Raw genomic sequence first — 14,784 nt, 5'->3', positions numbered from 1 at the left:
TTTATCCTGTAATCTTTGTACAAGATTTAAAATCACAAATCTCTATAACTTATCCTTTAATTTCTCAACAAAGAGATAGGCCGCTGGACAAGTCAAGGTATTCTTAATTGTCAAATGGTTGATTTGATGGATCTTTTTGCGGTCAGTATGAGGGAATTCACGACAGGCCTTTGGACGAACTTCATAGATGGAACAGAGATTATCTCCTCCTAGAAAGGGACAAGGCATGGATTTAAAAACCTTATCACCATCTTCATCTACCTGCAGAAACTCCGCTTCAAAAGCTGGTAATTTCATCTTAAAGTACTTAGCGATTCGTGTAATATCCGCTTCTTTAAAGTCAGGCCCCAAGGTCTTACAACAGTTAGCACAAGCAGTACAATCAATCTCCGCAAAGACCTCTTCGTGAATCTGCTGGGCCAGCTTATCTAGATTTTTTGGTGGTTTTTTCTTTAAATTGGCTAAGACTTTACGGTGTTCCTTCTGCTTTTGCAAGGCCAGCTGGTGGTAATACTCAATATCAATTTCTTTAGACATAATTTCTTTCTAATTCAAATATTTTTGTCTATTATACCATAAACACTGCCCCTTTTTTGCCCCCTAAATACAAAAATAGCCCTTCGGATAAAATCCGAGGGGCTAGAAACGTTGTTAAATCAACGGCCGAACTTTTAAATTTCGAGGTTCGGGATAAAATAGTTCACTGAACTATTTTATTTTTTAAGGTTGTAGAATGATTTCAATCCACGGTATTCAGCTACTTCACCAAGTTGGTCTTCAATACGAAGCAATTGGTTGTATTTAGCAATACGGTCTGTACGTGAAAGTGAACCAGTCTTGATTTGTCCAGCGTTTGTTGCAACTGCAATGTCAGCGATTGTTGAATCTTCAGTTTCACCTGAACGGTGTGATACAACGGCAGTGTAACCAGCTTCTTTAGCCATTTCGATAGCGTCGAATGTTTCAGTAAGAGTACCGATTTGGTTAACTTTGATAAGGATTGAGTTAGCTGCGCCTTCTGCGATACCTTTTTCAAGGTATGAAGTGTTTGTTACGAAGAAGTCGTCACCAACCAATTGAACTTTACCACCAAGACGTTCAGTAAGAGCTTTCCATCCGTCCCAGTCATTTTCATCCATACCATCTTCGATAGTGATGATTGGGTATTTGTTTACCAATTCTTCAAGGTAGTCGATTTGTTCTGCAGCAGTACGTACAGCAGCTCCTTCACCTTCAAATTTAGTGTAGTCGTAAACTTTACGTTCTTTATCGTAGAATTCTGATGAAGCACAGTCAAATCCGATAAATACGTCTTTACCTGGAACATATCCAGCAGCTTCAATAGCAGCAAGGATAGTTTCAACACCGTCTTCAGTTCCTTCGAAACGAGGAGCGAATCCACCTTCGTCACCTACGGCTGTTTCAAGACCACGAGATTTAAGGATTTTCTTAAGAGCGTGGAAGATTTCAGCACCCCAACGAAGAGCTTCTTTGAATGTAGGTGCACCAGCAGGTACGATCATGAACTCTTGGAAAGCAATTGGAGCATCTGAGTGAGAACCACCGTTGATGATGTTCATCATTGGAGTTGGAAGAACTTTAGTGTTGAATCCACCAAGGTAGCTGTAAAGTGGGATTTCAAGGTAGTCAGCAGCAGCGCGAGCTACAGCGATAGACACACCAAGGATTGCGTTGGCACCCAATTTACCTTTGTTAGGAGTACCGTCAAGTGCGATCATAGCACGGTCGATAGCTTGTTGGTCACGTACATCGTAGCCGATGATAGCTTCAGCAATGATGTTGTTTACGTTGTCAACAGCCTTTTGTGTACCAAGACCACCGTAACGAGATTTGTCACCGTCGCGAAGTTCAACTGCTTCGTGTTCACCAGTAGAAGCTCCTGATGGAACCATACCACGTCCGAAAGCACCTGATTCAGTGTAAACTTCTACTTCAAGTGTTGGGTTACCGCGTGAGTCTAGGACTTCGCGAGCGTAAACATCAGTAATAATTGACATTTTTTACTCTCCTTATGAGTTAAATTTTTTACACCTCTATAATACCTTAAAACCCCTCCTTTTTCAAGAAAAAACGTTATCTTTGTGCAAATTTTCCTTAACTTTATAAAGTAATCGCTTTCTTTTGTCTGTTTTATTCTAACTTTTATGATATACTGTTTTCATGACAGATTTATCAAAACAATTACTTGAAAAAGCTCATGGTGGAGCAAAATTAAATCCAGATGAGCAAAGACGCTATCTTGGTACTTTTGAGGAAAGAGTTCTTGGATATGCAGATATTGATACGGCAAACAGCCCTCAGTTAGAAAAAGGCTTTTTATCTATTTTAGAAAACCTTCAGGAAAAAGCAGAGCCACTATTTGTGAAGATTTCACCAACTATCGAATTTGACAAACAAGTTTTCTACTTAAAAGAAGCAAAAGAAACTGATAGTCAAGCTACCATTGTATCTGAAGAGCATATTTCTTCTCCTTTTGGCCTGATTATCCACACCAATGCACCAGTTCAAGTAGAAGAAAAGAACCTTCGACTTGCTTTTGCAAAACTTTGGGAAGTTAAAAAGGAAGAACCATCCAAAACCTCCTTATGGAAAAAATGGTTTGGCTAAATCTTACGCATATTTAATAAACTCCCTATATTGGCAGCCGTGTGCTCCAAATAGAGACTGGTATTTTTCAAACTATCTTCTAGAGATTCACTTTTCTCCAAAATTGAAAAAGCCGCTTGGATATTCTCAAATGATAGGGAAGGTAAATCCTCAGCAAGACTACCGCAAATAGCAATAACAGGAACTCCGACAGGGGTTCTTTTTGCAACACCTATAGGCGCTTTCCCAGCAAAGCTTTGACGATCTAGCCTTCCTTCTCCAACAATAACCAAGTCAGCATCTGCAACTTTCTTATCAAAGTCAATCAAGTCTAGGCAGGTGTCAATTCCAGATACGATACTTGCCTGAGCAAAGGTACACAAACCACCAGCAATGCCTCCACCAGCTCCTGCTCCTTTAATTTGCAATGTTACAGGTGAGACTTTTTCATAAAAATCTTGGATTGCCTGATCTACGACTGCAAACATAGTAGGATGTAAACCTTTTTGTTTGCCAAAAGTGTAAGTCGCACCTTGATGACCACATAAGGGACTCACGACATCTGCTAAAATACGAATTTGCACATCTTCAGGAATTTCATAGCGATTTTCTGTTGAAACAGAAGCTAAGTTTAGTAAGGACTGACCGCATGCAGGTAAGACATTTCCATCCCTATCATAAAATTGATAACCTAAACCAGCAGCAATACCAATACCGCCATCATTACTGGCCGTACCACCAACACCGATATAGATATCTTTAATCCCTTTAACAATGAGGTGGCGAATCAACTCTCCAATACCACAAGTTTGGATTTGCAGTGGATTTCGTTTCTCTAGCGGAATTTTTCCAAGGCCAACCAAGTCGGCAACTTCAAATAGTGCCAGTTGACTTTTTTGAAAATAGCGCATTGCTTCTTTTTGTCCAAAAGGTCCTGTCACTTGGATCCATTTTTCTTCAAGGTCAAGAGAATGTCGAATAGCATCTACAGTACCTTCGCCACCATCACCAATAGGGCAGAGAAGACATTCTACATCCGCTATCGATTGTTGGAATCCTCTTTTTATTGCTTCAGCTACCCCTTCAGCGGTCAAGCTTTCCTTAAATGAATCTGGTGCAATTACAATCTTCATATTTTACCTCATTCTAACCAGTCAATCAAAGGAAGTACTTCTAAAAAATCCCTCTTGTCAACATGATGTGGTATTTCTTTTTTGAGCACTTCTTTGGCACAAAAAGCAATTCCCAGTCCTGCTGACTTCAACATTAATAGATCATTGGCCCCGTCACCGATTGCAATCGTTCTTTCTTTAGGAAGTTTTAGTTTCTCTCTCCATTTTTCCAGAGTCTCTTTTTTGACCTGGGGACTGATAATTTGTCCAACTAATTTCCCTGTTAGAAAGCCACCTTTGACTTCCAGTTGGTTGGCAGAGAAATAGGCAATTCCAAGAGATTTTGCTAATCTCTCAACTATTGGTGTAAATCCACCAGACACCAGACCAACTAGGATGCCATTCTTTTGGAGAATAGAGATAAATTTCTGTGCATTTGGCGTTAGTTGAATAGACTTGAAGACTTTATCAAATACAGAAACAGGAAGGCCTTCCAACAAGGAAACTCTGTCTCGTAAACTTCTTTCAAAGTTCAACTCTCCTCGCATTGCCCAACTTGTAATCTGAGATATTTCCTCCTCACGACCTACCTCTCTTCCCAAAAGATCAATCACTTCTTCTAGAATTAAGGTTCCATCAACATCCATAACACACAAGCCTTTTACTTGAGACATCAGTTCTCCTCTCTAAACAGCCCAAAAATCGTATGAAGCCATCATACGATTTTATCTATTAATTAACTAAACTATGGTACAAGTCAAGGTATGACTTGCAGGCTGTATCCCATGAGAAATCACACTCCATGGCTTGTTTTTGTAAGTTTCTCCAAACGTCAGGATGATTTCTATACAAGTCTAATGCTGTTTGGAAAGTCCAATTCAACCAGTAAGGTGAAAGATTGTCAAAGCTAAATCCAGTACCGTTTCCTTCGATTGGATTGAAAGCGCGAACGGTATCTCGTAAACCACCAACCTCATGAACCAATGGCAAGGTTCCGTAACGCATAGCCATCATTTGAGACAAGCCACACGGTTCAAAACGACTTGGCATGAGGAAGAGGTCACATGCAGCGTAGATTTCTTGAGCTAGTTTGACATCAAAAGTGATATTTGCTGATAGCTTGTCTGGGTAAATCTGAGCAAACCACGAGAAAGCTCCTTCAAAGGCTGGATCTCCAGTTCCCAAAAGAACAATCTGAACATCATTTTGCAAGATATGGTGAAGACTTTCCACCACCACATCAAAACCTTTTTGACGTGTCAAACGAGAAACAATTCCCACCAGAGGAACGTCAGCTCTAACTGGCAAGCCAACTCTTTCTTGCAATTTTGCCTTGTTTTGGGCTTTACCAGACAAATCGTCCTGATTAAAATGATAATCTAAAAGAGCATCCGTCTGAGGATTATAAAGGTCAGCATCAATCCCATTCACGATACCAGACACCTTGCCAGACTCCATTCGAAGAATCTGATCCAAGTTACATCCGAACTGACTGGTCATAATTTCATGAGCATAACTAGGTGAAACGGTTGAAACACGGTCCGCATAGAGAATACCTGCCTTCATCCAATTCAGACAGTTGTTCCAGCGAAGGGTGCCATCAGCGTAACGTTCAAAGCCGACTCCAAACAAATCCCATAACATTCCTTCTGAAAATTGTCCCTGGAATTCTAAATTATGAATGGTTAAAACTGTTTTAATGCCCTCATAGGCTTGAATCCAACGGTATTTTTCCTTCAACAAGAAAGGAATCATAGCTGTATGGTAGTCATGAACATGGAGAAGTTCAGGAATAAAGTCAATCCTTTCCATAGCCTCAATGGCAGCCAGTTGGAAAAAGGCAAAGCGTTCTCCGTCGTCAAAATCACCGTAAACATGACCACGGAAGAAATAATATTGGTTGTCAATAAAGTAGAAGGTTACACCGTTTAAAACGGTTTTCTTAATTCCACAATACTGTCTGCGCCAACCAACACTCACCTCAAAATGAAGAACATTTTCAATCTGATTTCCAAATTTAGCCTCTACCATGTCATAGTAGGGTAAAATTACTGCAACTTCATGTCCCGCTTTTACCAGTGATTTAGGAAGAGCCCCAATGACGTCTCCCAAACCACCTGTTTTTGAAAAGGGTGCCCCCTCAGCTGCTACAAATAAAATTTTCATGAATGAATATCCTCTGTTACTTTAGCACCTTTCTTAACGACGACTGGGTGTTCTGCAGTTCCACGGATCACAACGCCATCCGCAACTTCAACACCCTTGTCCAAGATAGCATATTCTACCTGAGCACCTTCTCCAATAACAACACGAGGGAATAAGATGCTATCTTTAACCAAGCTATCCTTATGGACATGAATATTACGTGATAAAACAGAATTAGCCACTTGACCTTCAACGATACTACCAGAAGCAAACTGAGAAGTGCTTACTTTAGATGTATTAGCATAATAAGTTGGCTCTTCGTTTTTTACCTTTGTGTAAATCTTTTGGTTTGGAGTAAATAGAGAGTAGAATTTTTGAGATTCAAGCATATCTTTATTAGCTTGGTAATAAGACTCTACAGAATGAATATTTGCCAAATAACCTGTGTATTCGTAGGCAAAAGCCCCTTCTTTTGCAGCCAAATCTCGTAAAACATAACGCAATTTCTCTGGATGTTCTTTCTTAGCTTCTTCTTCCAAGCGTTCAATCAACCAAGGTGTATCAACGACAAAGATATCTGTAGACATATTGTAAACTTCATCTGTTGACTTGCTATCAAAGAGTTTGTGAGAACGGACATGGTCTGATTCATCCACTTCCAAGATTGCATTTACTTCTGAAATATCTTTCTTAGCTAGTTTTTTATAAACTACAGTGATAGGCCCCTTTGTTGCACTGTGTAGGTGGAATACTTGGTTCAGATCAATATTAATCAAAACATCACAGTTTAGAGAAACTGTTTGGTTTGAGCCAGAACGTTTCAAATAAGTAAGAAGCTGCTGGTAATATTCTTTTCCAACTGTACTACTTTCCACACGAGTGTTATAAATCCCTAGATAGTAGTGGCTAAGAAGAGTTGACAAGCCCCACTCACGTCCAGAACGGATATGGTCAAAGACTGAACTAATATTATCTTGTTGGAAAATACCAAAAATACTACGGACACCAGCATTAGCAAGACTTGAAAGCGGGAAGTCAATCAAGCGATATTTACCACCAAATGGCAAACTAGCTACTGGACGGTGGTCTGTCAGTGTTGACATATCATGAAAACCAACTGTGTTTCCTAAAATGGCAGAATATTTATCAATCTTCATCTGTTGCTACCCCCACTACTTCATCATATCCTACAACTTGTACTTCATCTGTTCCATCGATTTCAACACCGTCAGAAATAACTGCACCTTCACCAATAATGGCACGTTTGATTTTAGCTCCGTGTCCAATAATGGCTCCACTCATGATAACTGAATCAACAACTTCTGCCCCTTTTCGAACTTGCGCGCCTGTTGAAAGGATAGAATGTTTAACAGTTCCATCTACGAAACAGCCATCGACAACCAAGGAATCTTCCACATGAGCATTTGCCCCAAGGAAGTTTGGTGGTGAAATCAAGTTTCTTGAGTAAATCTTCCATTGACGGTTACGGCTATCCAAGGCATTTTCTGGTGAAATGTACTCCATGTTCGCTTCCCAAAGAGACTCAATTGTACCAACGTCTTTCCAGTAACCATTAAATTCATAGGCATAGACACTTTCACCTGAATCAAGGTAGTTTGGAATAACATTTTTACCGAAGTCTGACATATCGACATTGCTCTTTTCAGCAGCAACAAGCATATTGCGGAGACGTTGCCAATCAAAGATATAGATCCCCATAGAAGCTTTGGTCGATTTAGGTTGAGCTGGTTTTTCTTCAAATTCAACAATGCGGTTATTGGCATCTGTGTTCATGATACCAAAACGGCTAGCCTCTTTCAGAGGAACATCAAGAACTGCGACTGTCAAACTAGCATTATTATCCTTGTGAGACTGGAGCATATCATCATAGTCCATTTTATAGATGTGGTCCCCAGAGAGAATTAAGACATACTCAGGGTTGACACTGTCGATATAATCAATATTTTGGTAAATAGCGTGGCTAGTCCCCTCAAACCAACGATTTCCTTCACTTGCAGAATAAGGTTGAAGAATAGAGACACCAGAATTGATACCATCTAGTCCCCAGCTTGAACCATTCCCGATATGATTGTTGAGAGCAAGTGGTTGGTACTGTGTAATGACTCCAACATTGTTGATGCCTGAGTTGGCACAGTTTGAAAGAGCAAAGTCAATGATACGGTAGCGCCCACCAAATTGCACAGCTGGTTTTGCGATGCTTTGAGTGAGTTTACCGAGACGAGTTCCTTGCCCACCAGCAAGAATCAAAGCTAACATTTCATTCTTCATTTTCTACTCCTTTTTGGTTTTTAGTTGTTACGGTTTTAGTAGGTTTCAAGCGGCGTTTGATTTTCCAAACACTTGCTCCCATAGCCGGTAGGGTAAAGGTCAAGGTCTGCTCATAATCTTTCCAGAGTCCTTCTTGCGTTTGCACAGTTTGATTATGTTCTTTCCAAACGCCTCCCCACTCTTCCAACTCAGTATTCCAGACTTCTTCGTAAATCCCTGCAACAGGAAGTCCGATTGTAAAATCTTTTCGTTCAACAGGTGCCATATTAAAGATACAGACTAACATATCATCCTTCTTACCCTTACGGATGAAGGAAAGAACACTCTGGTCTCGATTATCCGCATCGATGATTTCAATACCATCATAGCTGGTATCAATTTCCCACAGACATCGGTGGTCTTTGTAAAACTGGTTTAGCTGAGAAGTGAAATACTTCATCTTAGCATTCATTGGATCTTCTAGGTTTGACCATTCCAACTGTTCTTCAGATTTCCATTCTAGGAATTGCCCATATTCACTACCCATGAAGAGCAATTTTTTACCTGGGTGACAAATTTGGTAAGTGTATAGATTGCGCAAGCCTGCGAATTGATTGTAACGATCTCCCCACATCTTGTGCATCATACTCTTCTTGCCATGAACCACTTCATCGTGTGAGAATGGTAGGAGATAATTCTCTTTGAAGACATACATAAAGCTGAAAGTCACCAGGTTAAAGTCATATTTACGATAAATCGGATCTTCTTCATAGAAACGGAGGATGTCATTCATCCAACCCATATTCCATTTGTAGTCAAATCCTAGACCATCTGAATCCTTAGTGTCAGTAATCTGAGTAGCTGATGAACTTTCCTCAGCTATCATCATAACGTCTGGATGAACTAGTTTAATCACATCATTCAAGCGTTGAAGGAAATAATAACCTTCATAGTTGAGATTACCACCATCTTTATTAGGTGTCCATGGAGCATCATCGTAGTCAAGATAGAGCATGTTGCTAACCGCATCCACGCGAATACCATCTAGATGATAAAAGTCAATCCAAAACTTGATACTAGAAATCAAAAAGGACTGAACTTCATTCTTTCCAAGGTCAAAATTGAGTGCTCCCCAACCGTAGTTATGAGCCTTATTATGGTCTTGGTATTCAAAAGTCGGTGTTCCATCATAATAGGCCAAGGCATCATCATTGATAGTAAAGTGACCAGGTACCCAGTCTACAATAACCCCAATATTGTTTAAGTGACATTCCTCAACAAAATCTTGAAACTCTTCAGGACGACCATAGGCATGCTCTAGAGCAAAGTAACCCATAAGCTGATAGCCCCAACTCAAACTAAGCGGGTGAGACATCAGGGGCATAAACTCAATGTGAGTATAATTCATCTCAACCAAGTAAGGAATGAGTTCATCTTTCAATTGAGAAAAACTATAGGGGCTGCCATCAGGATTTCTCTTCCAAGAGCCCGCATGAGCCTCGTAAATATTGACAGGACGCTCTTCAAAGCTCAATCGTTTTCTACGAGCTAACCAAAGTCCATCCTTCCATTTCTTTTCTGGAATATCTGTTAAAATAGCCCCAGTACCAGGTCGTGCCTCATATCGAACAGCCAAAGGGTCAATCTTCATCAGCTGATGACCATTTGCACGCGTGATATGGTACTTATAAATTTGGCCTTCTTGAGCAAGACTGGTAAAGACTTCCCAAACACCAAATTCATTCCGTTCCATTTGAATTTGATTTTCAACCCAATTGGTGAAATCCCCTACCAAGTGTACAGCTTGAGCATTGGGTGCCCACACACGAAAAGTGTAGCCATACTCACCATTTTTTTCTTCCCTATGAGCTCCCAGATAGTGCTGGAGGTGAAAATTTTCACCTGTCATAAAGGTTTCTAAAGCTTTTTTATTATCCATACACCCTCCTAATTCTGTAAGCGTTTTCTATAGATTTATTATACTACCTTTTTAGGGAAGATTCAAGTAAATTACGGAATTTGCAAAAAAATTTTTTGAAAGTCTTCAACAAATTCACTGATATGTTCACTTGTAAATCAAGAAATTTTCAGAAACGCTTTGAAAACGAATTGTTTTTTATAATACTATCATAAAGTTCGTTATTTAGCTAACAAAAATATAATTTAAAGTAAAAAAATAAATCAGGAAACGAATCTCCTGATTTTATTAACAGATAAAGCACCACAAATAAATTTAAATTGTAACTCTATTCTACAAAACTTTAAATACGCTAGCACTAACGCCACCAACCCTGTCTTTATCACTTAAATGGCTATTGGTCACCAATAGTTCTAGATTCCCAGGATTTTCAAACTGGAAGGGTTCCCCTTTAGCATTAAAGACTACCAATAAGTGATCTTCCCCGTGAATCTCATAGACAATCCAACCGCTATGTTCGTGGGCTGAATGAACAAAAACATGATGGTAAATTTCATCATAAGTAGGGTAAGAAAATGCACCGGTTTCTGTCTTCAATCTGATAATTTGACGAATAAACTCAATACTGTCTTGACGCTCATTAATTAAGTCCCAGTTGACTTGATTCACACTGTCAGGTGCATTATAACTATTCATAGCACGCTCTCTATCGTCATGGGTTAACTCGCCATTTTCACCAGTCGCAACTAGTTTAGTACGACCAAATTCTTGACCGATTTCCATAAAGGCCATCCCTTGCATGAGTAGGTTCATAGCTGTGGCTGTCTCAACCTTGCGCATGATTTGTTCTGAACTTTGGTCTGGATGAAGGGTTGCCAACAAATCGTGAAGATTGTAATTATCATGGGCCTCTACATAGTTAAGCACCTGATTTGGATGTGTATAGGTTCCTAATTCACGACTACCTAGGATCGCTTTAGCTAGAATTGGCTCTGTCGCAGCACCACTGACAAAACCTGATTTAATAGCACCGTAAACTTCTCCACCTTTGACAGCATCGCGTTGATTGTCATTAAAGAAACCGATGTTTGGCATCTGGTAGGCATTGTCTTTCTTGGCCTTATCATAAGGAGCAAGACCTGTTCCCATATCCCAACCTTCTCCATAGAGGATAATGTTAGGGTCGATTTCATCCAAACTCTGACGAATCATCTGCATTGTCTTGACATCATGAATCCCCATCAAATCAAAACGGAAGCCGTCAATGTTGTATTCTTGCACCCAGTATAGGAGAGAATCAATCATATACTTGCGGAACATTTCGTGTTCACTGGCCGTTTCATTTCCAACACCCGTTCCATTCTGAAAGGTACCGTCTGGATTCATACGATAATAGTAATCAGGGACAGTTGTTTGGAAAGGTGCATCAACAACTGAGAAGGTATGGTTATAAACCACATCCATAATGACACCAATACCCGCATCATGATAGGCTTGAACCATGGTCTTCAAATCACGAATGACCTGTGCTGGATCCTCTGGATTCGTTGAAAGGCTCGTTTCTGGTGCATTGTAGTTTTGTGGGTCATAACCCCAGTTGTAGGTTACATTCCCATCCTCATCGTATTCTTTGTGACGGTCTGCAATTGGTTGCAACTGAACATAATTGTAGCCCAGCTTCTTGATGTAATCAAAAGCAGTTGACTGACCGTACTGGTTAACCGTTCCAGTCTGGGCAGCACCCAAGAAAGTTCCTCTAAGATGTTCATCTACACCTGAGGTCGGTGATTTGGTCAAATCACGAATGTGCATTTCACAAATAACTGCCTTACATGGATTTGCCAAGCGCCAAGTAGCCTCAGAACCATGCTTGACCTCGAAGTTTGCAACTTGCTTTTCTACATAACTCAGGATAGCTGAACGTTTGCCATCAGGACTGGTCGCAATTGTGTATGGGTCGCGTGTCAGTGTTTGGTGATGAGGGAATTGGACTTGATACTGATAAGCCTTACCAGTCAAATCTTCCTCAACATCCAAACTCCAGACACCGATTGTATTGTCTTTATGATTATAAGAGTAGCTATTGCCTCTTTCCATATCAAAAGTTTTCCAAACAGGTGCGTCATTAGCAGCTGATTCATAAACGACTATCTGCACTTCTGTCGCTGTTGGAGCCCAAAGAGCAAAATGAGCTTGATTATCCTCTACACGGCACCCCAATTCCCCTTGGTAACCCCAATGATGATCAAAACTAGCACTGTTAATGGCCTTATCAAAGGCAAAAGGATTTTGATTTTTATAGAAAGGACTAGCAATAGCAGGATTCTCAGAGTAATAAATTCTGTCATCCCCTTCCAAAATCCAGACTTCTGTTAAAAGAGGATAGTGATTAAAACGGATAGCATATTCTTTACTGGTTTGGCCTGTATGAACTACAAAATTCAAGCTTTCTAGGGGATGAGCGCTTGGATGTTCAAAACTAAATGAAGCTCCAAAATAATCTTCTTTATAGGTTAGCAAATCAATTTGCTGGTCTTGACTTTTTACAAAAGAGCAGGTGTCGTATTCTCCATTCTTGCGATGGTAATGAATGCGCATAGGATAGTTATACATTGTTTATTTTTCCTTTTTACTTCTATTTTCTTTCTATTTCACTAATAAATTCTTTACCGATTTTGTCCTGATTAACAAGCATTGTCATACTGTCTAAACTCTGTTTTTAAAAGATCATTACAGACTTTCTAGCCATGCTTCATCTCGAACTTCGATACCAAGTTCTTGTGCTTTTTGCAGTTTACTTCCTGCATCTGCTCCTGCAACGACGAGGTCTGTCTTTTTAGAAACACTGCCTGTCACTTTGGCACCCAGACTTTCGAGTTTAATTTTAGCTTCTGAGCGCTTGAGTCTCTCCAATTTTCCGGTCAATACAACTGTCAAACCTGACAAGGCTGCATCCGCTACTACAGTCTGTCCTTTATAATCCAGATTGACTCCAGCTTCTTTTAATTCTCTGAGGAGAATTTCAGAGCCTTCTGTAGCAAAGTAAGTCTGAAGACTTTTGGCAATCACGCTACCTAGACTTTCAATACTAGCCACTTCCTCTGGATCTGCCTGAGCCAGATTTTCAATCGAATGGAAATGTTGAAGCAACAGCTGACTGGCCTTGCTTCCGACATGGCGAATTCCCAAACCAAACAAGAGTTTCTCAGCTGAATTTTCCTTAGATGCTTGAATGGCTTGATACAGTTTAGAAGCAGACTTTTCCTTAACCCCCTCTAAAAGGAGGAAATCCTCTTCTTTCAAACGATAAATATCCGCCACATCCTTGACTAAATTGGCAGCAAATAGTTTCTCAACAATAGATGGACCAAGACCTGTAATATTCATAGCATCACGAGAAGCAAAATGAATCAAGCCTTCCATGATTTGAGCAGGGCAACGCGGATTGATACAACGGAGAGCCACTTCATCTTCAAAGTGCAACAAGTCAGAGTCACAACTTGGGCATTTTGTAGGGATATCTAGTTTTTCTTCAGAAATCCGTTTGGACTCTACCACACGTAAAACGGCAGGGATGATGTCCCCGGCCTTATAGACGATGACCGTGTCGTCTTTGCGGATATCTTTTTCAGCAATATAATCCACATTGTGCAGGGTCGCACGGCTAACAGTTGTCCCAGCAAGCTGAACGGGAGTCAGATTGGCAGTTGGAGTCACAACGCCCGTACGACCAACTGTCCAATCAACTGATAGGAGTTGTGCTTCTTTTTCTTCAGCTGGGAACTTGTAGGCCACTGCCCACTTAGGCGCTTTAACTGTAAAACCGAGTTCTTCTTGACCTACTAAGTCATTGACTTTAATAACCACTCCATCAATATCGTAAGGCAAATGTTCCCGTTCTTGTCCTACTTCTTGGATGAAATCCCATATCTCATCCATGCTTTCAGCTAGAATTCTCTTGGGATTGACTACAAAACCAAGTTGTTCTAGGTGCTTCAAAACTTTTTCTTGACTGTCACGAGTTGAAGGACTGGCTTCTTGATAGAGGAAGGTAGCAAGATTACGCTTGGCAACTACTGCTGTATCCAACTGTCGCAGGGTTCCTGCCGCCGCATTACGAGGATTAGCAAATTCAGGCTCTCCATTTTCTTGGCGAGCTTGGTTGACCTGGTCAAAAGAAGCACGTGGCATGTAACACTCCCCACGAACTGTGATATCTAGTTCTTCTGGCAAGGTCAAAGGAATGTCCTTAACACGCTTGAGGTTTTCCGTGATATTCTCCCCAACAGAACCATCTCCACGCGTTGCCCCAGCAACTAAAATCCCCTTTTCATAAGTCAGCGAGATAGACAAGCCATCTATTTTCAGCTCACAAATATAGGTTGGATGAGGCACTTCCTTACGAACACGCGCATCAAAAGCTTCAAGCTCCTCACGTGAAAAAGCATCCTGCAAGCTGTAAAGAGGATACTGATGACTGTATTTTTCAAAACCATCTAAAACCTTACCACCAACACGATGGGTCGGACTGTCTGCTAGCACTTGATCTGGATAGGCAGTTTCTAACTCAACCAACTCTCGGTAAAGGCGATCATACTCACTGTCTGAAACCGAGGGATTATCGCTAGTATAGTACTCAGACGCATAGCGATTGAGCAAGGCGACTAACTCATTCATTCTTTTATTCATAAAACCATTTTACCATAAACTAAGCCCTCCTCACAAACGAGAAGG

11 protein-coding genes are annotated in these 14,784 nt (G+C 40.5%); 1 reads left to right on the top strand and 10 read right to left on the bottom strand.

The window, feature by feature from the left end; translation table 11 throughout:
- Positions 1-42: 42 nt before the first annotated feature.
- Both D7D54_RS02435 and eno read right to left on the bottom strand, forming a co-directional pair.
- A complete protein-coding gene (locus D7D54_RS02435; RefSeq protein WP_020901392.1) occupies positions 43-537 on the bottom strand; it encodes a YkgJ family cysteine cluster protein in 495 nt (164 codons plus the stop codon).
- 176 nt (positions 538-713) lie between these two features.
- Positions 714-2,018 carry a surface-displayed alpha-enolase gene (eno, locus tag D7D54_RS02430; RefSeq protein ID WP_000022824.1) on the bottom strand — a complete coding sequence of 435 codons (1,305 nt, stop codon included), beginning with the start codon at positions 2,016-2,018 and terminating at the stop codon, positions 714-716.
- A 163-nt stretch (positions 2,019-2,181) separates the two neighbouring features.
- On the opposite strand from eno, the gene D7D54_RS02425 reads away from it, so the two are divergent.
- Positions 2,182-2,628, top strand: a complete 447-nt coding sequence (locus D7D54_RS02425) for a DUF1694 domain-containing protein (protein WP_120718753.1) — start codon at positions 2,182-2,184, stop codon at positions 2,626-2,628.
- On the opposite strand, the gene D7D54_RS02420 is transcribed toward D7D54_RS02425, so the two are convergent.
- The 8 genes from D7D54_RS02420 to ligA all read right to left on the bottom strand — a co-directional run bounded on the left by D7D54_RS02420 (position 2,625) and on the right by ligA (position 14,739).
- Positions 2,625-3,740: a glycerate kinase gene (locus D7D54_RS02420; RefSeq protein WP_120718752.1), complete on the bottom strand. Its 1,116-nt coding sequence runs from the start codon at positions 3,738-3,740 to the stop codon at positions 2,625-2,627. The two genes, D7D54_RS02425 and D7D54_RS02420, sit on opposite strands and share 4 nt — an antisense overlap.
- Before the next feature lie 8 nt (positions 3,741-3,748).
- Positions 3,749-4,393: a phosphoserine phosphatase SerB gene (gene serB / locus D7D54_RS02415; protein ID WP_120718751.1), complete on the bottom strand. Its 645-nt coding sequence runs from the start codon at positions 4,391-4,393 to the stop codon at positions 3,749-3,751.
- Between the two features lie 58 nt (positions 4,394-4,451).
- On the bottom strand, positions 4,452-5,885 hold the full coding sequence (gene glgA, locus D7D54_RS02410; RefSeq protein ID WP_020901395.1) for a glycogen synthase GlgA: 1,434 nt from the start codon (positions 5,883-5,885) through the stop codon (positions 4,452-4,454).
- Entirely contained in the window at positions 5,882-7,021 is a 1,140-nt protein-coding gene (gene glgD, locus D7D54_RS02405; RefSeq protein ID WP_120718750.1) for a glucose-1-phosphate adenylyltransferase subunit GlgD, read from the bottom strand. The genes glgA and glgD overlap by 4 nt, the downstream gene beginning before the upstream one ends.
- The gene (locus D7D54_RS02400; RefSeq protein ID WP_120718749.1) at positions 7,011-8,153 is read right to left on the bottom strand and encodes a glucose-1-phosphate adenylyltransferase; all 1,143 of its coding nucleotides are present in this window, start codon (positions 8,151-8,153) and stop codon (positions 7,011-7,013) included. Before D7D54_RS02400 ends, glgD begins: the two co-directional genes overlap by 11 nt.
- Positions 8,143-10,071: a 1,4-alpha-glucan branching protein GlgB gene (gene glgB, locus D7D54_RS02395; protein ID WP_120718748.1), complete on the bottom strand. Its 1,929-nt coding sequence runs from the start codon at positions 10,069-10,071 to the stop codon at positions 8,143-8,145. The genes D7D54_RS02400 and glgB overlap by 11 nt, the downstream gene beginning before the upstream one ends.
- Before the next feature lie 312 nt (positions 10,072-10,383).
- On the bottom strand, positions 10,384-12,663 hold the full coding sequence (pulA, locus tag D7D54_RS02390; protein WP_120718747.1) for a type I pullulanase: 2,280 nt from the start codon (positions 12,661-12,663) through the stop codon (positions 10,384-10,386).
- 117 nt (positions 12,664-12,780) lie between these two features.
- Positions 12,781-14,739 carry an NAD-dependent DNA ligase LigA gene (gene ligA, locus D7D54_RS02385; protein ID WP_120718746.1) on the bottom strand — a complete coding sequence of 653 codons (1,959 nt, stop codon included), beginning with the start codon at positions 14,737-14,739 and terminating at the stop codon, positions 12,781-12,783.
- Between the last annotated feature and the right edge of the window lie 45 nt (positions 14,740-14,784).

The sequence above is a fragment of the Streptococcus chosunensis genome, assembly GCF_003626515.1.
In the GTDB taxonomy this organism is placed as follows: domain Bacteria; phylum Bacillota; class Bacilli; order Lactobacillales; family Streptococcaceae; genus Streptococcus; species Streptococcus chosunensis.
The sequence above is the reverse complement of the archived record's forward strand: the minus strand, read 5'-3'. Positions and strand labels throughout refer to the sequence as shown.